The sequence below is a fragment of the Mycobacterium sp. GA-1841 genome, assembly GCF_001954135.1.
In the GTDB taxonomy this organism is placed as follows: domain Bacteria; phylum Actinomycetota; class Actinomycetes; order Mycobacteriales; family Mycobacteriaceae; genus Mycobacterium.
In genome coordinates, this window is the sequence record NZ_MBEQ01000070.1 from 69435 (window position 1) to 89822 (window position 20388).

Below are 20388 nucleotides of genomic sequence, written 5' to 3' on the forward strand. Positions count from 1 at the left end.
GTCAGTCCAGCAGCCGCCGGCGCATCGCCTCGGCGACCGCCGCACCGCGATCCCCCACGCCCAGCTTCTCGTAGAGACGCTGCACATGGGTCTTCACCGTGGACGGGGCCAGGTACAACTCCTTGGCCATCGCCGGGATCGACCGGCCCTTGGCGATCAAATCGAGAACCTCGCGTTCACGCGGGCTGAGCACCGGCACGTCGGGCTCGTTGCGGCGACGGATCTCACCGGCCAGCCCGGCGGCCAGGTTCGGATCGAGGACGTCACGCCCTTTGGCGCACGACAGCACCGCGTTCACCAGCTCACTGCGGGTGGATTCCTTGGACAGGAAGCCGGCGGCCCCCTGCTGCAGCGCGGTGTAGACGATCGCCGACTCGTCGTGTGCGGAGACCAGCAACACCCGGGTCGGCAACTCGTCACGGTTGACCGCGGCGGCCACCTGGGCCCCGTCGAGTTGCGGCATCCGGTAGTCCAACAGCGCCACCTGCGGACGGTGGGTACGGATCAATTCCAAAGCGTCGGCACCGTTGTCGGCCTCGGCGACGACGTCGATCTCACCGCTGGAGGCCAAGGCGCGCACCACACCCTCGCGGAACATCGGGTGGTCATCACCGACCACCACGCGCACCTTGCCGGTCATGCGGCTCAGCATCGCACAGCCCGACCGGTGATCAGCGCGTTTAGAGTCAGCCGTATGCATTCCGACGAGCTGCACTGGTTCGTGGTGCTCGCTGAAACCGAGCATGTCACCGACGCCGCAGCCGAACTCGGTATCAGTCAGCCCACGTTGTCGCGTGCCCTGGCCCGGATCGAGGAGCAGGTGGGAGTGCCGCTGTTCGACCGGGTGCACCGGCGGCTGCGCCTCAACGCCTACGGCCACATCCTGTTGGAGCACGCCCGCCGCAGCATCGCCGAAATGCGTTCGGCCACCGAGCGGATCGCCGAGCTCCGTGATCCCGACACCGGGACGGTGCGACTGGCGTTCCTGCATTCACAGGCCGGCTGGTTCGTACCGGATCTCCTGCGCCGGTTTCGGACCGAGGCGCCGTTGGTGCGCTTCGACCTGTTCCAGGGTGCCGCGCACCACATCGTCGACCGCCTGGCCAACGGCGAAGCCGACCTGGCGATCACCTCACCGCGGCCGGACGGCTTCCGCTGGCGTGGGTTGTACGTGGAGCGCCTGTGCCTGGCGGTGCCGCGCGAGCACCGGTTTGCCCGCCGTGCCCGGATCCGGCTGGCCGACGCCGGCGCCGAGCCCTTCATCGCATTGGCTCCGGACTTCGGGCTGCGCCAACTCACCGACGAACTGTTGGCCGAAGCGGGCATCGCCCCGACGGTGGTGTTCGAGGCGATGGAGATCCCGACGATGGAGGGCCTGGTCGCGGCCGGGTTCGGCGTTGCCGTCGTCCCGGTGCCCCGCGCCGAGCGCGCCGAGCCGGGCGCCGCATACGTGCCGCTGACGGAAAGCTCGGCCAAACGCCAGATCGGCCTGACCTGGAATGCCGACCGACAGCTCCCGCCGGCGGCGGCCCGCCTGGCCGAGTTCCTCATGCAGAATGTGCATGAGGTTGACTAACTTCATGCATTGGACACATCTTCGTCGGGGTCTTACCGTCGACTGAGTGACCACCTCGCCCACCTCCGTCGAATGGCAGGGGCACACGCGTGGCTCGAGTGAGTATCGACGTCTGCTGGCCGCCCTGTTCTGCGCCGGAGTCGCCACCTTCGCCCAGCTGTACTCGCCGCAGGCCGTCCTGCCGCTGATCGCCCGCGATCTGGGCACCGGCGCCGCGCATGCCGCCCTGACGATCTCGGCGGCCACCGTCGGTCTCGCGCTGGGGGTGATCCCGTGGTCGGCCCTGGCCGACCGCATCGGCCGGGTCCAGGCCATGACGATATCCATCACCGCGGCAACGGTTCTCGGCCTGATCGTGCCGCTGGCCCCGACCACCGAATTGCTGTTGTCCGGCCGGCTGGCCGAAGGGCTGATGCTGGGCGGGGTGCCGGCTGTCGCGATCGCCTACCTCACCGAGGAGATCGACGCCGGGCACGCCGCCCGCGCGGCAGGCACCTACGTCGCCGGCACCACGATCGGCGGGTTGGCCGGACGCCTGGTGACCGGGCCGATCGCCGAATTCGTCGGGTGGCGCGTGGGCGTGCTGGTGGTGGCCGTGCTGTGTGCCCTGTCGGCGTTCGCGTTCGTCAAGCTGGCTCCACCGGCCCGCGGCTTCACCCCGGCGCCCAACCGTCACCTGGGCCGCCGGTTGGCCGAGAACCTGCGCTCACCACGTCAACTGGTGCTCTACAGCCAGGGATTCCTCCTCATGGGCGGATTCGTGGCGATGTACAACTTCCTCGGGTTCCGGCTGCTGGACGCTCCGTTTCACCTGCCGCAGACGGTGGTGAGCCTGGTGTTCCTGGCCTACCTGTCCGGCACCTGGGCCTCGGCCCGGGCCGGCGCCGAAGCCGGCCGATTCGGCCGCAAGACCGTACTGCTCGGCTCGATCGCCACGATGGTCGCGGGTGTCGCAATCACGCTGGCCGGCAACCTGTTCGCGGTGCTGGCCGGGTTGGTGATCGCCACGGCCGGGTTCTTCGGCGCACACGCCATCGCGTCGGGCTGGGTCGGTGTGGCCGCCGGCGCCGGCAAGGCGCAGGCCTCCTCGCTCTACAACCTCTTCTACTACGCGGGATCCAGCGTCGTCGGCTGGGTGGGCGGCCTGGCGTTCGACGCCGCCGGCTGGCCGGCTGTCGCAGCGACCGTGATAGGGCTGGCGGTGGTGGCCGGGGTGTTGGCCAGCACGCTCGATTGCCACCGCGGCGAGCCGCGCAACTACCAGAGCTCGATGTCGCGGCCGTACTCCGATTCCGGACGCGGGCCGAAGTAGCGTCGCTGCGACTGGTCGATGCGGACGTCGTTGATGCTGGCCTCACGGCGCGACATCAGCCCCTCCGGGCTGAACTGCCACAGCTCGTTGCCGTAACTGCGGTACCACTGACCGGCAGCGTCGTGCCATTCGTACTGGAACCGCACCGCGATCCGGTTCTCCCGAAAGTCCCAAAGACTTTTGCGCAGAACATAATCCAGCTCACGCTCCCACTTGACGGTGAGGAACTCCACGATCGCCTCGCGCCCGACGATGTGCAGGTCGCGATTGCGCCAATGAGAGTCCGGCGTATAGGCCAGGCTGACCCGCTGCGGGTCGCGGCTGTTCCAGGCGTCCTCTGCGGCCTGAACCTTCTGCAGGGCGGTGTCCGTGGTGAAGGGCGGGAACGGCGGGCGGCTTCCAGCCGGGTCGGGCGAGGGGCTTTCAGCCCAGCTTCCGGTCATACCACCTTTCTACCTGTCTAACCATGTGGCTATCGTGGCTGCCATGGACTTCGCGATGTCGGCCAAGGCGGCTGATTACCACTCCCGGCTCACCGACTTCATGACCGAACAGGTCTTGCCGGCCGAGGCCTCCTACCACGCCTATCGCGAGGAAAAGGGCCCGAAGGATCACACGGTCCCGCCGGTGGTGGAGGACCTCAAGGTCAAGGCTCGGGAGCTGGGCCTGTGGAACCTGTTCCTGCCGTCGGAGTCCGGTCTGACCAACCTGGAGTACGCGCCGCTGGCCGAGCTGAGCGGGTGGAGCATGGAGATCGCTCCCGAGGCGCTCAACTGCGCCGCGCCCGACACCGGCAACATGGAGACCCTGCACCTGTTCGCCGACGAGGCGCAGCGCAAGCAGTGGCTGGAGCCGCTGTTGGCCGGGGAGATCCGCAGTGCGTTCGCGATGACGGAGCCGGCGGTGGCGTCCTCGGATGCCCGCAACATCGAGACCACGATGCTGCGTGACGGGGCCGACTATGTGATCAACGGCCGCAAGTGGTGGATCACCGGCGCGGCCGACCCGCGATGCAAGATCCTGATCGTGATGGGCCGCACCAATCCCGACGCGGCGTCGCATCAGCAGCAGTCGATGATCTTGGTGCCGGTGGATACCCCGGGGGTGGACATCCAGCGCTCCCTGCCGGTGTTCGGTTGGCAGGACCAGCACGGGCACTGCGAGATCGTGTTCGACAACGTGCGGGTGCCCGCCGAGAACCTGTTGCACGAGGAGGGCAGCGGGTTCGCGATCGCGCAGGCCCGGTTGGGCCCGGGCCGGATTCACCACTGCATGCGTGCCCTCGGTGCGGCCGAGCGGGCCTTGGCGCTGATGGTCGACCGGGTGCAGAAGCGGGTCGCGTTCGGCAAGCCTTTGGCCGAGCAGGGTGTGGTGCGGGAGTCGATCGCCAAGTCCCGCAACGAAATCGATCAGGCCCGGCTGCTGTGCGAGAAGGCCGCCTGGACCATCGACCAGCAGGGCAACAAGGCCGCGCATGTGCTGGTGTCCCAGATCAAGTCGGTGGCCCCGCAGGTCGCCTGCAACGTCATCGACCGCGCCATCCAGGTGCACGGCGCGGCGGGCGTCAGCGACGACTTCCCGTTGGCCCGGTTGTACTCGTGGCACCGCGCCATGCGGTTGTTCGACGGACCTGACGAGGTCCACATGCGCACCATCGCCCGTGCCGAGTTGGGTCGGGAGAAGTCCCCGCTGGCGACGGCGGCGAGCCGCCAATCGGACACGGCGGCGAGCCGCCAATCAGACACGGCGGCGAGCCGCCAATCAGATCCGGCGGTGACATCGCTGTGACCAGCAACGGCACCGAACTGGGAGAACTGTCGGGGGCGTGGAATTTTCGGGACGTCGCGAGCGAGACCGCGATCCGTCCGGGGCTGCTCTACCGCTCCAGTCAGCTCAGTCAGCTCTCGGACGCCGGCCGAGCGGTGTTCCGCGGGCTCGGCATCACCGACGTCGCCGATCTGCGGTCGCACCAGGAGGTGCAACGGCAGGGTTCGGGGCAGGTGCCCGACGGCGTGGCCGTTCACCTGCTGCCGTTTCACCCCGACGATCCGTCGAACCATGATGCACCGCACGAGAACACTTTTCAGCGGGTGATGGCGGAATCCGGGGACGACGAGGACGTCGCCACCGCGGCTCGGCGGTACATGACCGAGGTGTACGAGGAGTTCCCGACGCTGCCCGGCGCGCATGCCGCGGTGCGCGAGGTGATTTCCCTGCTGGCCCAAGACCGTCCGGTGATCGCGCACTGCTTCGCGGGCAAGGACCGGACCGGCTTTACCGTGGCCACGGTGCTCGAGACGGTCGGCGTCGAGCGCGACCGCATCATCGCCGACTTCCTGGCCAGCAACACCGCGATCCCGGCCCTGCGCAACCGGATCATGGACTCGGTGCGGGCTCGCGCCCAGGATGCACCGGAGATGATCACCTATGCCGAGGCCCGGCTGACCGACGAGGTACTCGGCGTGCGCGAGGAGTATCTGGCCGCGGCGTGGGACCGGCTGGTGCAGGACTTCGGCTCAGTGAGCGGCTTCGTGGAAGCGGCCGGCGTGTCCCCGGAGACCATCGCCGCACTGCGGTCGAACCTGCTGGGTTAGCGACGGGCCAGGGCCCCACCGGTCAGGCGCCTACGGGTCAGGCTCCCACGGGTCAGGCTCCTTCTAAAGCCTCGCCGACCTCGCGCGCCGTCTGGCTGTGCTCGTTCTGCATCAGCATGTGTCCCGCGCCGAGCAGCAGGGCCACCGGCCAGTCGATGATCTCGACCGCCGCCAGGATGCCCAGCGCACCGTAATAGGCCAGCTGCTCGGGGTGAGGCACCTTCACCCGGCCCACCACCGGCAACGTCACGGCGAATCCGTGCGCCTGGCGCACCGTGTGCACGGCACCACGGTGGCCCTGGGTTGATTTCTTTTCTGCCATTGCTCACCTTCCGGTCACGTCGATGTCGACTTCTCGAGATCTGGGCTTCGCAGCGTGAGAGGCGTGAGAACTTCCGGCTCCGGCGCTCCGTCCGATCCGTTGACCGACGCGGTATCCCGCGTCCTGGCGCTCCCGTTGCGGGAGCTGTACGCGGTGCTGTGGCGCTGCGGTGTGCTCGACATCGACGACTGATCCGGCGACGACTGATCCGGCGGCGACTGATCCGGCGGCGACGACGCCCGCCCGACCTGCATCAGCCGGGGCACCAGCCGCGGCGTGATCGCGGCGATCCCGGTGGCCACCCCGGCCGCGGCCAGCGCCTGCGCCCACCCGAGCGGGTCCAGCGGCGTGCAACCCAAGAGCTGGCTGACCCCCGGTGTACTGATCACCGCGCCCAACGACACCAGGGAGCCGGCCGCGGTGGCGATCACCAACGGGCTGTGAGAGTCGATCAGGGTCTGCGCGAGTTGGGTGGAGACCAGCGCCACCAGCGCCACGGTGGAGGCACGCCGCGGCGCCAGGGAGAAGCCCGCCGAGAACCAGGCACCGGTGGCCGCGCCGGCCGTCGCGGCGCCGCGGATCGCCACGGTGCGCCACAGCTCGGCCTGATCGGGTCCGTGACCGGCGCCGGTCGCGGTCCGCGTCGTCGGGCTCACCGCCAGCGCCGCCGCCGGGAGTGCGTCGGTCATCATGTTGACCAGCAGAAGCTGCCGGGCGTTGAGTGGCGAGCGTCCGGTGAGCGCGCTGCCCACGATCGAGAACACCACCTCGCCGGCATTGCCGCCCAGCAGCACTGCCACGGCGGCCTGCACCCGGCGCCAGAGCTCATGCCCCTCGTCCAGCGCATCGATCAGGGCGCCGATTCGCCCGTCGAGCAGCAGCACGTCGGCCGAACTGCGGGCCGGGTCGCTGCCGCGGGCGGCCACCCCGATGCCCACGGTGGCCGCCCGGATGGCGGCGGCGTCGTTGGCACCGTCACCGACCATGGCGCACACCTGGCCGGTGCGCTCCAGGGTCTGCACGATCTGGACCTTGTGTTCGGGTGACATCCGCGCGAACACCAGGCGTTCGCGAACGGCGCGTTCCTGGCTGCGCCGCGGCATCGCCACCCATTCCTCCCCGCTCATCACCTGGTCAGCGGTGACCGGTAGCCCCATTTCCGCGGCGATCGCCTTCGCGGTGACGGGGTGGTCCCCGGTGATCAGCCGGATACCGATGCCGTTGCGGCGCAACGACTTCAAGACATAGGCGGATTCCGGTCGGGGCGTGTCCGACAAGCCCAGGAGGCCCACGAACTGCAGTTTCTCGGCGGAAAGGTCGGCGAGGGCGTCGTCATCGTCGCGGGCGCGCGCGGCCTGCGCCGTGGTCAACGACCGCCGCGCCACCGCGAGCACCCGCAGGCCGTTGCGGGCCATCTCGTCGACGGTGCGACCGACCGCCGGGCCCACGTCCCCACAACCGGCCAGCACCACTTCGGGGGCACCCTTGACGAGCAGTTCGTCGCCGAGCATCGCGGCAGAGAATTTGCGGCCGGAGCGGAACGGAAGGTAGACCCCGACCTCGTCGGTCGCCGCCAGACCGGCGGCCTCGGCGACGGCCGCGTCGGTGGCGTGCTCGTACTGCTCCCCGTTCTTGGGCGGGGTGGCGCGGGCCGCGCAGTCGAGCACCTGCTGCTCGGTGGCCTGACCACCCGGGGCCCGCACCTGGGCGACCCGTAGGCGGTTCGCGCTGAGGGTGCCCGTCTTGTCGAAACACACCACGTCGACGCGACCGAGCGCCTCCACCGATCGCGGGCTGCGCACCAACGCACCGCAGTCGGTCAGCCGTCGGGCCGAGGCCTGCTGCGCCAGCGTCGCCACCAACGGCAATCCTTCGGGCACGGCGGCCACCGCGACCGCCACCCCGCTGGCGACCGCATTGTGCAGCGGCAACTTTCGCAGCAGGCCGAAGCCGCTGACCAGGGCGCCGCCGGCCAGGCTGTAGGGCAGGGCCCGGTTGGTGAGTTCCCGCAGTTGCGCCTGCAGGCCGACGGCCGAGCCGGCGCCCTGTCCGACGTCGCTGGCACGGCGCGCCTGCGTCGCGGCACCCACCTCGGTCACCACCGCGACGACCGTTCCGGCCACCAAGGTGGTGGTGGCGTACAGCATGCAGTGCCGTTCGGCCAGGGCGGCCCCGGGCGTGGCCGCCACCTGTTTGGGCACCGGTAGCGATTCGCCGGTCAGCGACGCCTCGTCGGCCTCGGCATCGACCTCCTCCAGGATTCGGGCGTCGGCGGGCACCACTTCTCCGGGGCGCACCTCGATGACGTCACCGGGACGCAACAGCTTGGCGGGCACACTGTCGTAACCCCCGCCGTCGCGGGTCACCCGACGGGCCGGCGGATCCTGAACCGCCAGCAGCCGGCTGAGTAACCGCTCCGCCCGAACCTGTTGGGTAGCAGCCAGAATGGCGTTGCCGGTCAGCACCGATCCGACGAGCACCGCGTCCACCGGGGAGCCGAGCATCGCACTGGCCGCCGAACCGACGGCCAGCACCGGGGTCAGCGGGTCGGACAACTCCGCCCGCAGCGCCGTGAGGAGGTCGCCCAACGGGCGGGACAGCCGCCCGTCGCGGGGTTGCAAAGCACCCGAATCATCTTCTCGCGCACCAACATCCGCGAGCCGGCGCTGCACCTGCTCGGGCGTCATCGCGTGCCAGTCCTCGAAAGCGGCCGCCTTGGGCGCCGGATCCATCAGCACGCGCCGGGCCTGCCAGTACCCCGAGACCAGGCCGGCCGCGGCGCCGGCGGTCACCGGACCGGGACCACGGCCCCGCACCCCGGGCACCATCAGCAAGGCGCCGAGCAGAGTACTGCCGGTGGCGAGTTCCACCCCACGCTCACTGGCCCGGCGCGCGGCAGGCATGGCGTGCACGAGCCGCCACGCCGCGGCCAGGTCGTCGGTGAGAATGTCGGCGTGCCAGGGAATCTCGACGCCGGTGTGCCCGTTGAGCACTCCGATCGCGAGATCGGCGGCACCGAGTGCGCGTGACGCGTTCACCGCCAGCACGGCCACGGTGCGGCCGTCGCGCTGCAGCGCATCGACCGCGTCGGCCAACGCCGCATCGACGTCCCCGTTGCTGTGGTGTAGGTCGTCGAACGAGGACCGCAGATCACCGAGATCATCGAGGGCCAACGACACCGCCTGGACACCGGCCCGGCGGATTTCGGACAGCACGCTGTGCGCGAGCGGGTGGTGGCTGTGGCGCACCAAAACCCGGGCGCGGGTCCGGCCCTTGCGCTCGGAGGCCGCGAATGCCGCGGCCACCCGGTGCCACCCGACGTCCCACGCCCCCGCGTCCAGCCGGCTCTGCGCCCACTGCCACACCGCGGCGCGGTCGGACTCGGCCACCTCGCGGAACTGCCCCACCCGCAACTCGTCGGTGACCAGCACGCGGGGATCAACCACCACGGCATCGATCCGGTCCAGAAGGCGTAACGCGTCGGGGCGTAACGGCAGGACGCCGAAACGATCCGCCGCGCCTCGTCCCAGCGTGCTGGCGAACGCCTCGCGGGAATTGCGGGCCGCCTTGGGCGCGGTGACGACGGCGGCGGTCGCGGCCGCACCGACATCCCGGGTCAGCAGACCGATGGAGGCGGCCGCGGCGGCCTGGGCCTGCGCGCAGCGGTTCGCGTGTCGCTCCACCACGCCGTCGGGCAGCGGACATGGCCGCGGTGACACCGGCTGGACGACGCGGCAGTCGGCGTGGGCGGCAAGGCGAGGTTCGTGGGTCAGCCACGCGTTGGCGCCCGAGGCGGTTTCGGCGAGCTGGGACAGATGGCGAACGAACTCGACGGCGACTGTCGCCGGGGCCTGGGTGAGCGCGTAGACGGTGGCGGCGCCGACGCTGAGCACCGCGTCGGCGGCCGGCTGGCCCAGCCGGGTTTCCACGAGCGCCCGCACCCTGGGCTGGTAGTCGACGGCGCTGACGACCGCGGCCAGGCCGGCCGGCAGCCGGGGCAGCGGCATCACGCGGCCGACCGTCGCGACACCGAGCCCGATTCCACCGACCGCTGCCGTAATACCCTTGAGCGCCAGCAGGATTCCGTCACCCGGCAGATCGGTGGGTCCTGGTGCCGGCTCGGTGTCCGGTTCACCCGCTTCGGCGCCCGCCACGGCATCGCACAGCCCGGGCAGGCCGAACGCATCTGGTGCGGCCTCGTCGAGTTCGACGATCACCCGGGACAGCGGATAGTTCAGCTGCACCGTGCGCACACCGGGCAGGTCACGGATCTCCCGCAGCACCGCGGCGCCGATGCGCCGACCGCCGTCGGTGTGCAGACCGCGCACCTCGATCCAGCAGCGGCCGTTGCCGCGCCAACTCCGGCGGGACGGCGTTCCGCCGACCATCTCGGCTGCGGCGGCCAAGGCGGTCTGTACCGGCGTCGCAGCCAGGGCAGCCGCGCCGTTGACGATCCGGCCGAGCGCAGTGATCACTTAGCGCGGGCAGCCGTACCGGTGCGTCGCGTGGACGAGCGGCGGCCCGACGACTTGGCGGTGGTGCGCGTCGAGGTCCCGGACGGCGACCGCTTGGTGGCCGCGCCGCGTTTGGGTGCCCGGGTGGCCGGACGCGATTCCGAGGATTCGTCGGGTTCCTCGGCCCCGCCCTCGCCGTTGCGCTGATTCAGTTGGTGGACAACCAGAGCCGCGCCGCCGACGGTCAGCAATACCGGCCACTCGACGAGGCCGGCCGCTCCGACCGCGGCCAGGGTGAGGGCGGCTGCGGCCGGGGATCTGCTGCCTTGGCTCATCCCGCTGCGAATACCCGAGCCGACCCCTTTGATTCCCCCGACCACTCCGTTGACTGCAGCGCCGCCGATCGCGCCTGCGGTTGCGGTGGTGGCGTCCGCGGTGCGGCTGACCGCCTGCACGGCGCCTGAGACGATGTTCACGATCGGACTCCTCACTTCACCGTCTCAACAACTACCCCCTTCACCGGTGCTCTACACCCATCTCGGGCGAGGCTGACAGGAAGTTGGCAGATCGTCGGGCGGCCGGGCGACTCCGGTCAGAGAGCGTCTCGCGGAACGGTCGAGGCCAACGTCACGCGCACCTCGTCGGCGACCTTCATCGCGCCCATCAGCATCGAAAACTGTTTGACGCCGAAGTCGGTGTGCCGCACCTGCGCCTCACCCGAGAGTCGCCAGGAATCGCCGGCCTCCTGCACCTGTACCTGCACGGCCTGCGACCCGGTGTGCCCGTTCAGGTCGAGCGTTCCCGTCAACCGTAGCGAATCGCCGTCAGCGTTGATCTCCGTCGTCGCGAAGTGCGCCTGACCGAACTTCTTGGCCCGCAAGGTCTTCAATGCGTTGGACCGGATCAGCGTCTTCTCCGCGCCCGTCAGCGGGGTCAGCCCACCGTCGCCGCGCACCACGTCCAGGGACCCGAGGTCGACGGTCATTTCCACCCCCGAAGGCCGGTCCCCGTCCCACTCCACGACCGCCTGCCAGGACCTGGGTGTGAGGGTCAGCCGGTGGCCCATGCGGGCGGCACTTCCGGTGACACCGGTGTGCAGCAGCAGTTCACCCGACTCGGGACCGAGGGTCCATTGCGTCATGAGGCGAGCACCAGACCCGTCACCCAGGTGACGGTGGCCAGCAATGCACCCGCCAGCTCGACCCCGACCGACAGCGCAACGCCCTTGAGGGCGTGGACGGTTGACGCCCAGGCCCGGCGGTTGTCATGGCGCACGGCCAGTTCGGCCAGGTACACGCCCAAAACGAATCCGATCACCAGCCCGATCACCGGGATGACGAAGAAGCCGATCAGACCGAGCACACCGCCGGCCACCAGGCTCCAGGTGCGCACTTCCGCGGCGCGCATCCGCCGTACCGGCCAGACGTACTTGATCACCTCGGCGGTCACGAAGAACACGGCCGCCACCGCCAGCGTGACCCACGCGACGGGGCCGCCCTCGACGATCGCCCACACCGCGATCGCCGCGAACACCAGAAAGCCACCGCCGGGCAGTACCGGCAGCACGATGCCGACGAGCCCGACAGCGATCACCAACGCGACGAGAACAATCCCGAGAGTGCTCACGGTTTCTGCCCACGCACCCACTGCATGGCGCCCATGCTCTTGGACCGCACCCGCTGCAAGCCGAGCCGCTCGAACTCATCGGCGAGCTCGTCCTCACCGAAGAACCGGGCACCCCCCTTCGCCAGCAGGCGGGCCGGGCCGCGGTCCGTCGCCGTCGGCACCATGACCGCGATGCGGCCCCCGGGGCGCAGCACGCGCACCATCTCCGCCAACGCCGCCTCGGCATCGGGGATCAACTGCACCACCGCGATCGAGGTGACCGCGTCGAAGACGTCGTCACGGAACGGGAGCTTCTGGGCGTCGGCGCGCAGGAAACCGACCTGTCGGCCCGCCTCCGCCTCGACCGCACGCGCCAGCATCGGTTCGGAGATGTCGACGCCGAGCGCGATCCCGTCGAGACCGGCCGCCCGCGCCAGCGCAGCGGTCACGTTGCCGGGGCCACTGCCGACGTCGAGGGCGATGCCCCCCGGCGGAATGTTCAGCCATTCGGTGGGCTCCTGCCACGCCGTCATGAGCCTGCGCCCCAGCGCCTGGGCGTTGTCGTACAGCTTCGACCCGAGCGGGGAGGCCCACACCTTCTGGATGAAGCCGGAGTTCTTCGGGGCGTCGCTGCCCGTCCCCAACAGGTCGAGATATCCCTTGCTGACGTCGGGCTGGGCCGGTGGATCGGCGAGAAGTTCCAGCGCCTTGGTCAATGCCCGACTCGATGCGGTGTCCACGCTTCCACGCTACGCATCGGGTCGGGCGGCGCGGACCGTCATCACGGTTCCAGGACCAGCTTGCCGCGCACCGCGCCGTTCGCCAGTGCCTCGAGGGCAGCCGCCCCCTCGGCCAGCGGGTACCGCACCGGTGGGGGCGGGCGCAGTCCGGCGGCGACGAGCGTGTTCAACTCGGCACCCACCTGGGCCTGGGCTTCGGGGTGACGGCGCACGAACTCGCCCCAGCCCACTCCGACCACGCTGACGTTGCGCAGCAGCAGCCGGTTCACCTTCACCGTCGGGATCCCGCCGCCGGCGGCGAAACCGATGACCAGCAGCCGGCCTTCGGGAGCCAGCACCCGGATGGCGTCGTCGAAGGCCGGGCCTCCGATCGGATCGACCACCAGATCGACGCCTTGCCCGCCGGTGGCTTCCAGCACGGCCTCACGCCAGCCATCGGTCAGCGGCAACACCACATCGGCACCGAGCGACGAGACGAACTCCTCGGCGCCGGACCGGTGCACCATGGCGATCACCTTGGCGCCCATGGCCTTGGCCAATTGGATCGACGCGGCACCTATGCCGCCGGCCGAGCCGAGCACCAGCACGGTCTCGCCCGCCACCAGCCCGCCGCGGCGGGCCAGCGCGAACTGCATCGTGTAGTAATTGCCCAGCAGTGAGGCCGCCTCGCCGTCGTCGAGCCCGTCGGCGGTGGGGATCACGTTGGCCGGTACGGCCGCCACCTGCTCGGCGTACCCGCCGATCATCGAGAACGCCGAAACCCGTTGCCCCGGCGTGAAACCGGAGCCTTCGGGCGCCGAACGCACCGTTCCGGCCACCTCCATGCCGGGCGTGAACGGCGGTTCCAGCCGCAGCTGGTACTCGCCGCGCAGCAACAGCAGATCGGGGAAGCAGACGCCGGCGGCGCCGACGTCGATGATGACCGCATCCCCTGGAGTCGGCTCCTCGACGTCGACGTACGCCAACCCGGACGTGCCGGTAAGTGCCTGCGCGACAAGCGCTTTCACTTGTTCTATCCCAGCTTGAACGATGCCTGCTGGGCCGCGGACAGATCGGTGATCTCGCCCCACTTGGCAGCGATGTCGTCCACCGACGGCACGCTGGAGAAGGTCATGCCCTCGTTCTGGAACAGCGCGGTGCGCTGAACCTTGCCGCCACCGACGATGAAGATCGAATCGGTATCGGGCAGTTCCTCGGTCATCAGGTAGGCCACCACCGGGGCCACGTACTCCGGGGTGAGCTTCTCGAACACCTCGGGCGGCAGGATGTCCTGCGTCATGCGGGTGGCCGCGATCGGGGCGACGGCGTTGGTCTTGATGTTGTACTTGGCGCCTTCCTGGGCCAGCGTGTTGATCAGGCCGACCAGGCCGAGCTTGGCGGCACCGTAGTTGGCCTGGCCGAAGTTACCGAACAGGCCGCTCGTGGAGGTGGCGACGACGACGCGCCCGAAGCTCTGCTCACGGAAGTGCGGCCAGGCGGCGCGGATGACGTTGTAGCCGCCGTAGAGGTGCACCTTGAGGACGGCGTCCCAGTTCTCGAACGTCATCTTGTGGAAAGTGCCGTCACGCAGGATGCCGGCGTTGCTGACCACGCCGTCGACCTTGCCGAACTCGTCGATGGCGGTCTTGATGATGTTCTCGGCGCCCTCGGGCTCGGCCACGCTGTCGTAGTTGGCCACGGCCCGTCCGCCGGCGGCCTTGATCTCGTTGACCACCTCGTCGGCCATGTTGTGGCCGGCGCCGGTGCCGTCGCGGGCACCACCGAGATCGTTGACGACGACGCTGGCACCCTCGCGGGCGAGCGTCAGGGCGTATTCACGACCGAGACCGCCACCGGCTCCGGTGACGACGACGACGCGGTCCTGCACTCCTGGCATGGGGATTCCTCCTCGGTACGGGCCGGAAATACGGCTCAGCTCCCCTCTTGTATACGGCGGCTGCCTCGTGGTCGGCGCACCGGGTCGGCGAGTGACCACTATCACGGCTCCAGCGGGTTTATTTTGGAATCATTCCAGATTTGCTTAAGTTGAATGAGTCAAGAAAGCGAGATCTGGAAGAGGGAACGAACATGAAGAAGCTCGGATTCACCGCAGCCATCGCCGCCGGACTGACCACCGCCGTCCTGGGTCTGGCCGCCCCGGCCTCCGCCGGCGTCGACCACCACATCTGGGTACACCAGCTGCACCAGAAGGCTCAGGTGCCGCAGGTCGACAACACCGTGAAGCACACCAGCATCAACCTCTCCAGCATGAACGTCGGCCGCTGAAGCACGGCGAACAAGCAAGGGGCGCCCCATGATCGGGGCGCCCCTTTTTGTTGTCAGCGGAAAGCTCAGAGCCGTTCGGCGGTGACGAACGTCGAGAACGCTCCCTTGTCGTCATGCTCAAGCTCGACGTAGCGACCGAGCCGACGCATCTCGTCGAGGGAGTGCACACCGTCGGCCCGCCAACCGTGGGCACCGAGCCACTCGGCGACATCGGCCCGGTCGGGATCTTCGTAGATCAGGTCCTGGACGTTCAGCGCCTGCTCCATGTTGAACTGAGCCGCGAAACGCTCGAAGCGCTCCCGCATCTCCTCGCGGCGCTCGCTGGCCGTCACCCCGGCCGTCTCGGCGGCGATCCGGCTGCCCGGTGCCGACAACTCGGTGACGAGCTCGAACAGCCGATCCTGGGCATCGGCCGGCAGGTACATCAACAGCCCCTCGGCCAGCCACGCTGTCGGTGCGGTGTCGTCAAAGCCAGCCTCCCGCAACGCCTTCGGCCAATCCTGGCGCAGGTCGATGGCGACCTCACGGCGCTGCGCGGACGGCTGCGCCCCATGCGCGGCCAACGTCTCGGCCTTGTACTCGAGCACCTTGGGCTGGTCGATCTCGAACACCGTGGTGCCCGCCGGCCAGTCCAGCCGATAGGCACGCGAGTCCAACCCGGAGGCCAGGATGACGATCTGGCGGATGCCGGCCTCGGCGGCCTTGGTGAAGTACTCGTCGAAGAAGTGGGTGCGCACGGCCTGGTAGCTGCCCATGTGCTCGAAGATCTTGGCGGCTTCGGCGTCCACCTCTTCAATCTTGTTGGCGACATCCTGATCCAGCAGGGTTTCCCACACCCCGGTGCCGGCACCGGCGACGAGGATCGCCGCATACGGGTCGCGGATCAACGGGTTCTCCCGCTCGGTCTCGCCGGCGCGGGCGGCGGCCACCATGACGGCCGTCGAGCCCACGCTGGTGGCGATGTCCCAGGTGTCGTCGTGGCTGCGCAGTGAGCTCATCGGGTTTCTCCGCCCAATCGGGCGCGCAAGAGCACGCTGTCCAAACCGAGTTCGGCCAGTTCCGCCACATCAGCCGGGCGGCCCAACCGGGCCATCTCCTCGGCGGCGGCCACCGCATCGACGTCCCAGCCGTGCGCGGCCAGCCACTCGGCGGCGTCGGCCCGCTCGTCATCGGTGTACATCAGGGCGTCGACGTCGAGATCCAGGCCCAGGGAAGTGCGCATGTGCTCGCCGCGGGCGCGACGCTGCGCACGCTTCTCGGGGGTGTAGCGGTCCGGATCCATCACGAAGGCCTCGACCGCGATCCGGCTCCCCGGTGCGCTGTGGGCGCTGACGACGTCGAACAGCCGGTCCTGGGCCTCGGCCGGCAGATACGGCAGCAGGCCCTCGGCCAGCCAGGCGGTGGGTTGCGTCGGGTCGAACCCCGCGTCACGCAGCGCGGCGGGCCAGTCGTCGCGCAGGTCGACCGGCACCGGCACATGCTGCGCACGGGGCACCGCGGTGTGGGCCTGCAGCGTCGCGGTCTTGTAGTCGAGCACCTTGGGCTGGTCGATCTCGTACACCGTGGTGCCGGCCGGCCACTCCAACCGGAAGGCGCGGGAATCCAGGCCGGCGGCCAGGATGACGACCTGGCGGATGCCTTCGTGGGTGACCTCGGTGAAGTAGTCGTCGAAGTAGTGGGTGCGCACCGCCTGGTAGTTGCGGGCCATCTCGTGGATCCGGTGGGATTCCGGATCCTCACCGATCCAGTGAGGCTCGCTGCAGGCCAACTGGGCCCAGGCCGGGCCGGCGGCGGCCACCAGCAGGAAGGCGAACTCGTCGCGGATCAGCGGATCGTCTTGTGCGGTCTCGGCGGCGCGGGAGGCAGCCACGCCCAACGCGGTGGCCCCGACACTCTCGGTGATGTCCCAACTGTCGCCCGCGACCCGAACCGGCCGCACGTCGCTCAGATCAGTCATTTGCCAAGCCATGCTACCGAAGAAGTTAGCCAAGCTATACGGCTATGTGGGCGACCTCACGGAAATCGCGGATCAATCACGTAATTGCCACAGCTTGTTCGCCAACAGCAGCTCGAACTTGTCGACGATGGCCGCCACATCTTCGCCGTGACCCACATAACCGGCGTAGAAACCCATCCCCCACATCACCGCGACCAGCATCTCCACGATGGCCGGGATGTCGGTGTCGGTGCTCAACTCACCGCGTTCCACCGCATCGTCGACAGCCCATCGCACGAACTCTCGGGAGCTTCGCAGCGCATCGTGCTCCTCGGACACCAACTCCGGGTGGCGCTGGGCCTCGAGTACCGAGGTGACCAGGAACGCCGCCGCCGAGCGGTCGGTGGATTTGACGTCCATCGCCGCGGCGAAGAACGTCGATATCCGCGACAGCAGGGTGCTGGCCTCCCGGGCCTTGGCAATGCCCGCGTCAATCACCTTCGCATTGGTCTGCTCGACCACATCGCGGTACAGAACCCGCTTGCTGCTGAAGTAGTGGTTGATCGCGGGGCGCGTGAGATCCGCGCGGATCGCGATCGCCTGGAATGTGGCCGCGTCATAACCCAGTTCGCTGAAAACTTCGCGAGCCGCGTGCACGATGCGTTCCCGGGTTTCAGCCGCCTTTGCTGCGGGCGGACGCCCCGGTCCCCGACTCGCGATGTGGGCCACGTTCGAATTGTGCCACACGTCACCTGAGACGTCGGACGCTGTCATCTGGCCGTCACTGACAACCGGCTGACCAGCAAAGGCCCGACGCATCCCAAAATTGACGGCGACTAGCGTTGACTTTCATGGCGGGGGTTGCTTCAAGGGAGTCGTACTTCGAAATCGGGCTGGATGTGTTGTCCGATCTGGGCTACGGCGGGCTCAAGCTCGCCGAGGTGTGCAACCGGCTCGGAGTGACCACCGGCTCCTTCTATCACTACTTTCCGAACTGGGCGTCCTACACCCGCGAACTGATCGCGCACTGGCGGGAGGCCCGCACCCTGCGGGTGGTCGAAGCCGTCCGCGCCGACAAAGACCCCCACCACCGCATCGAAACCCTGATCGTCGAGACCCTCGATCTGCCCCACGGCGCCGAGGCCGCGATCCGGGTGTGGAGCTCACTGGATCCTGACGTCTACGCCGTCCAGGCCGTGGTGGACCAGCTGCGTTTCGACATCCTCTTCGAATCCGCCCTCGAGCTGATCGGCGACGAGCGCAATGCGCGGTACTTCGCGGCCTGGGGTGTGTTCCTCATCGTGGGCTTCGAGCAGAGCACTTTGCCGCGCGACACCGACACCCTGCGGTGGATCACCACCCAGATGCGCGACGCGCTCGAAGCGGGCCGGTTCGCTCCCGGCGCCGGATCCGACGAACCCGTCTAACATCGGCGATCATGCTGACCCCGGCCGAAATCTGGCGCCGGGCAGCTGACCGCCTTCGGGATAAAGATCCTGACTACGACGCGCTGCGTCGTGCCCTGCGCGCGGCCATCGTGCTGCCCATCGCCGCCGCGATCGGCTTCGCCGTCGGCGGGGATTCCCAGACACCGTTGTTCGCGATCTTCGGCGCGGTCTCCGTCCTGATCACCGCGGATTTCCCGGGTAACCGGCCGGCCCGCGCCCTGGCCTACGGCGGTCTGGCGTTCAACGGCGCCGTGTTGATCGTGCTCGGCACCGTGCTGGCCCCGCATCCCTGGCTGAGCGTGGCCGCGATGTTCGTCGTCGGCGTGGTGGTGTCGTTCTCCGGCGTGCTCAGCGAGATCGTCGCCGCTGGCCAGCGAGCCACCCTGCTGTTGTTCGTGCTGCCGCTGTGTACACCTGTGGGTCCCATCCCGGAGCGGTTGCTGGGCTGGCTCATCGCCCTGGTGATCTGTGTGCCGGCCGCGCTGTTCCTGTTCCGGCCCCGCCACCACGACGAGCTGCGTCGCCACGCGGCCCAGGTGTGCCAGTTGTTGGCCGACCGACTCGAAGGCCAAGCCTCCGATCGCGACGTCACGCGCGCGATGAATGCGCTCTATGAAAGCTTCCTGGGCGCCGACTACCGGCCCGTCGCGCTCACCGCCGGCAGCCGCGCCCTGGTCCGCGTCGTCGACGATCTGGGCTGGATCTGCGACCAGGTCACCGACAACACCGGCGAACGGCTCGGCGCGATGCGTGATCCGGCGGTGCGGGTCCTGCGGGACAGCGCTGCGCTGCTGCGCATCACCGACCGCGCCGAGCGGGCCGCCCGCAGCGCCGATCTGCGCGCCGCCCTGGCCGAGCAGCGCACCGTGGCTCAGGGCAACTACCGCGACGACATCACCCAGATCCTGGGCACCGCCGACGACGCCGCCGTGGTCGAGGTCGGACGGAACCTGTTGGTGCGTCGCACCATTTCGGCCACCATCGCCGTCACCGGGCGGGTGATCGGCAATGCCGCGCTGGCCGATGCGCGCCCGGTGTGGGCCCGGGTGTTGGGCCGGCGCCTGCCCACCACCGGCGCCGCGGACTGGGTGATGCCCGAGACCGTCGCCGTCGCCGCGATCACCCGTGGGCTGGTGGCCGCCCGCGCGGTGGTGCTGCGTAACAGCCTGCGCACCGGGCTGGGGTTGGCTCTCGCGGTGGCCGTCACGCACGTCTTCCCGGTGCAGCACGGATTCTGGGTGGTGTTGGGCGCGATGTCGGTGCTGCGCAGCAGCGCACTGGACACCGGGACGCGGGTGCTGCGGGCGGTGGCCGGGACGGCCATCGGGTTCGTCCTCGGCGCGGTGGTCATCGAGTTGCTCGGTGTGGAGCCGGTGGTGATGTGGATTCTGTTGCCGCTGGTCGCATTCGGCTCGGCCTACGTGCCCAAGGTGGGATCGTTCGTCGCCGGGCAGGCGGCGTTCACGATGATGGTGCTGATCAACTTCAACCTGATCGCCCCGACCGGCTGGCGGGTGGGGTTGATCCGGGTCGAGGACGTGGTCCTCGGCGCGCTCGTGGGGATCGTGGTGTCGCTGCTGTTGTGGCCGCGCGGCGCCACGGCATCGGTGTCCAAGGCTGTCGACCGGGCCCGCGACATGGGAGCCCAGTTTTTGCAGGCGGCGGTGGTTCGCGTCACCCGGGGCGCCTCAGAGGAAGCCACCAACCGCGTCATCACGTTGAGCCACCGCAATCTCGCCGCCTCACGCACCCTCGATGATGCAGTGCGCCAATATCTTTCGGAGAACGGTGGGCCCAGTGACCAACGCGCCCCGGTGGTGCGGGCGGCCAACCGGGCCAATCGGGTCCGTGCCGCCGCCGAGCTGATCGCCGACGTGGTGCCCCCGCCACTGGGCGTCTACCCGGGCACCCGTGCGGTGATCGAGGAGCACGCCGCGGCGATCTGCGCCCGGCTCACCCGAGCCGACACCACCTCGACGCTGGTGCCGATCGGGGAGAGTTTCGTGGTGTCACTACGCGCCGAGGCCACCGGAACCGACCTGGCGGTCTCGGCGGCCCTGCCGCTGGTGACGGCGGCGGCGCATCTCGGCGAGCTGGAGCTGCTCTACCCGCAGCCCGCCGAGTCGGTGGGTTAGT

The 20388-nt window shown here is 69.4% G+C and carries 20 protein-coding genes and 1 pseudogene; 8 read left to right on the forward strand and 13 right to left on the reverse strand.

The features are described 5' to 3' along the window. Nucleotide 1: 1 nt before the first annotated feature. A complete protein-coding gene (locus A5740_RS16860) occupies nucleotides 2–652 on the reverse strand; it encodes a response regulator transcription factor (RefSeq protein ID WP_076195739.1) in 651 nt (216 codons plus the stop codon). Nucleotides 653–694: 42 nt separating this feature from the next. Here A5740_RS16860 and A5740_RS16865 point away from each other — a divergent pair, with 42 nt between their 5' ends. Continuing rightward, nucleotides 695–1576: a LysR family transcriptional regulator gene (locus A5740_RS16865; protein ID WP_076195741.1), complete on the forward strand. Its 882-nt coding sequence runs from the start codon at nucleotides 695–697 to the stop codon at nucleotides 1574–1576. A gap of 46 nt (nucleotides 1577–1622) precedes the next feature. Further along, entirely contained in the window at nucleotides 1623–2888 is a 1266-nt protein-coding gene (locus A5740_RS16870; protein WP_076195743.1) for an MFS transporter, read from the forward strand. Here the strand turns inward: A5740_RS16870 and A5740_RS16875 are convergent. Further along, nucleotides 2834–3331, reverse strand: a complete 498-nt coding sequence (locus tag A5740_RS16875; RefSeq protein ID WP_076195745.1) for a nuclear transport factor 2 family protein — start codon at nucleotides 3329–3331, stop codon at nucleotides 2834–2836. The genes A5740_RS16870 and A5740_RS16875 overlap by 55 nt on opposite strands. A 55-nt stretch (nucleotides 3332–3386) precedes the next feature. Here A5740_RS16875 and A5740_RS16880 point away from each other — a divergent pair, with 55 nt between their 5' ends. Together A5740_RS16880 and A5740_RS16885 are read left to right on the forward strand one after the other, a co-directional pair. Then, on the forward strand, nucleotides 3387–4676 hold the full coding sequence (locus A5740_RS16880; RefSeq protein ID WP_254849227.1) for an acyl-CoA dehydrogenase family protein: 1290 nt from the start codon (nucleotides 3387–3389) through the stop codon (nucleotides 4674–4676). Next, nucleotides 4673–5482 (forward strand): tyrosine-protein phosphatase, encoded by an 810-nt coding sequence (locus A5740_RS16885; protein WP_076195747.1) that lies wholly within the window; start codon nucleotides 4673–4675, stop codon nucleotides 5480–5482. Before A5740_RS16880 ends, A5740_RS16885 begins: the two co-directional genes overlap by 4 nt. A gap of 52 nt (nucleotides 5483–5534) precedes the next feature. Here the strand turns inward: A5740_RS16885 and A5740_RS16890 are convergent, their stop codons facing one another. Further along, nucleotides 5535–5804 (reverse strand): hypothetical protein, encoded by a 270-nt coding sequence (locus A5740_RS16890; protein WP_076195749.1) that lies wholly within the window; start codon nucleotides 5802–5804, stop codon nucleotides 5535–5537. 63 nt (nucleotides 5805–5867) lie between these two features. On the opposite strand from A5740_RS16890, the gene A5740_RS29120 reads away from it, so the two are divergent. Then, on the forward strand, nucleotides 5868–5996 hold the full coding sequence (locus tag A5740_RS29120) for an Rv1535 domain-containing protein (RefSeq protein ID WP_254849228.1): 129 nt from the start codon (nucleotides 5868–5870) through the stop codon (nucleotides 5994–5996). Between the two features lie 98 nt (nucleotides 5997–6094). On the opposite strand, the pseudogene A5740_RS29400 reads toward A5740_RS29120, so the two are convergent. The 7 genes and pseudogenes from A5740_RS29400 to A5740_RS16925 form a co-directional block, all read right to left on the reverse strand. Beyond that, nucleotides 6095–10192: pseudogene (locus A5740_RS29400) on the reverse strand (HAD-IC family P-type ATPase); the annotation flags it as partial. An 83-nt stretch (nucleotides 10193–10275) separates the two neighbouring features. Then, the gene (locus A5740_RS16900; RefSeq protein WP_076195753.1) at nucleotides 10276–10734 is read right to left on the reverse strand and encodes a hypothetical protein; all 459 of its coding nucleotides are present in this window, start codon (nucleotides 10732–10734) and stop codon (nucleotides 10276–10278) included. Nucleotides 10735–10850: 116 nt separating this feature from the next. Then, nucleotides 10851–11399, reverse strand: coding sequence for a YceI family protein (locus A5740_RS16905; RefSeq protein ID WP_076195755.1), 549 nt, complete (start codon nucleotides 11397–11399; stop codon nucleotides 10851–10853). After that, entirely contained in the window at nucleotides 11396–11884 is a 489-nt protein-coding gene (locus A5740_RS16910; RefSeq protein WP_076196009.1) for a DUF456 domain-containing protein, read from the reverse strand. The genes A5740_RS16905 and A5740_RS16910 overlap by 4 nt, the downstream gene beginning before the upstream one ends. Beyond that, nucleotides 11881–12603 carry a methyltransferase domain-containing protein gene (locus A5740_RS16915; RefSeq protein ID WP_076195757.1) on the reverse strand — a complete coding sequence of 241 codons (723 nt, stop codon included), beginning with the start codon at nucleotides 12601–12603 and terminating at the stop codon, nucleotides 11881–11883. The genes A5740_RS16910 and A5740_RS16915 overlap by 4 nt, the downstream gene beginning before the upstream one ends. A 41-nt stretch (nucleotides 12604–12644) precedes the next feature. Further along, a complete protein-coding gene (locus A5740_RS16920; RefSeq protein ID WP_076195759.1) occupies nucleotides 12645–13610 on the reverse strand; it encodes an NADPH:quinone oxidoreductase family protein in 966 nt (321 codons plus the stop codon). Between the two features lie 5 nt (nucleotides 13611–13615). Then, nucleotides 13616–14479: an SDR family oxidoreductase gene (locus A5740_RS16925; RefSeq protein WP_076195761.1), complete on the reverse strand. Its 864-nt coding sequence runs from the start codon at nucleotides 14477–14479 to the stop codon at nucleotides 13616–13618. Nucleotides 14480–14670: 191 nt separating this feature from the next. Here A5740_RS16925 and A5740_RS16930 point away from each other — a divergent pair, with 191 nt between their 5' ends. Beyond that, complete coding sequence (locus A5740_RS16930) at nucleotides 14671–14868, forward strand: hypothetical protein (protein ID WP_076195763.1); 198 nt, start codon at nucleotides 14671–14673, stop codon at nucleotides 14866–14868. A 65-nt stretch (nucleotides 14869–14933) separates the two neighbouring features. Here A5740_RS16930 and A5740_RS16935 read toward each other — a convergent pair whose 3' ends face one another. The 3 genes from A5740_RS16935 to A5740_RS16945 all read right to left on the reverse strand — a co-directional run bounded on the left by A5740_RS16935 (nucleotide 14934) and on the right by A5740_RS16945 (nucleotide 17533). Continuing rightward, on the reverse strand, nucleotides 14934–15866 hold the full coding sequence (locus A5740_RS16935; protein ID WP_076195765.1) for a class I SAM-dependent methyltransferase: 933 nt from the start codon (nucleotides 15864–15866) through the stop codon (nucleotides 14934–14936). Further along, nucleotides 15863–16825 carry a class I SAM-dependent methyltransferase gene (locus A5740_RS16940; protein WP_076195767.1) on the reverse strand — a complete coding sequence of 321 codons (963 nt, stop codon included), beginning with the start codon at nucleotides 16823–16825 and terminating at the stop codon, nucleotides 15863–15865. Before A5740_RS16940 ends, A5740_RS16935 begins: the two co-directional genes overlap by 4 nt. A gap of 72 nt (nucleotides 16826–16897) precedes the next feature. Then, on the reverse strand, nucleotides 16898–17533 hold the full coding sequence (locus tag A5740_RS16945; RefSeq protein ID WP_076196011.1) for a TetR/AcrR family transcriptional regulator: 636 nt from the start codon (nucleotides 17531–17533) through the stop codon (nucleotides 16898–16900). A gap of 122 nt (nucleotides 17534–17655) precedes the next feature. Here A5740_RS16945 and A5740_RS16950 point away from each other — a divergent pair, with 122 nt between their 5' ends. Next, complete coding sequence (locus A5740_RS16950) at nucleotides 17656–18231, forward strand: TetR/AcrR family transcriptional regulator (protein ID WP_076195769.1); 576 nt, start codon at nucleotides 17656–17658, stop codon at nucleotides 18229–18231. An 11-nt stretch (nucleotides 18232–18242) separates the two neighbouring features. Beyond that, entirely contained in the window at nucleotides 18243–20387 is a 2145-nt protein-coding gene (locus A5740_RS16955) for an FUSC family protein (RefSeq protein ID WP_076195771.1), read from the forward strand. Nucleotide 20388: the final 1 nt, after the last annotated feature.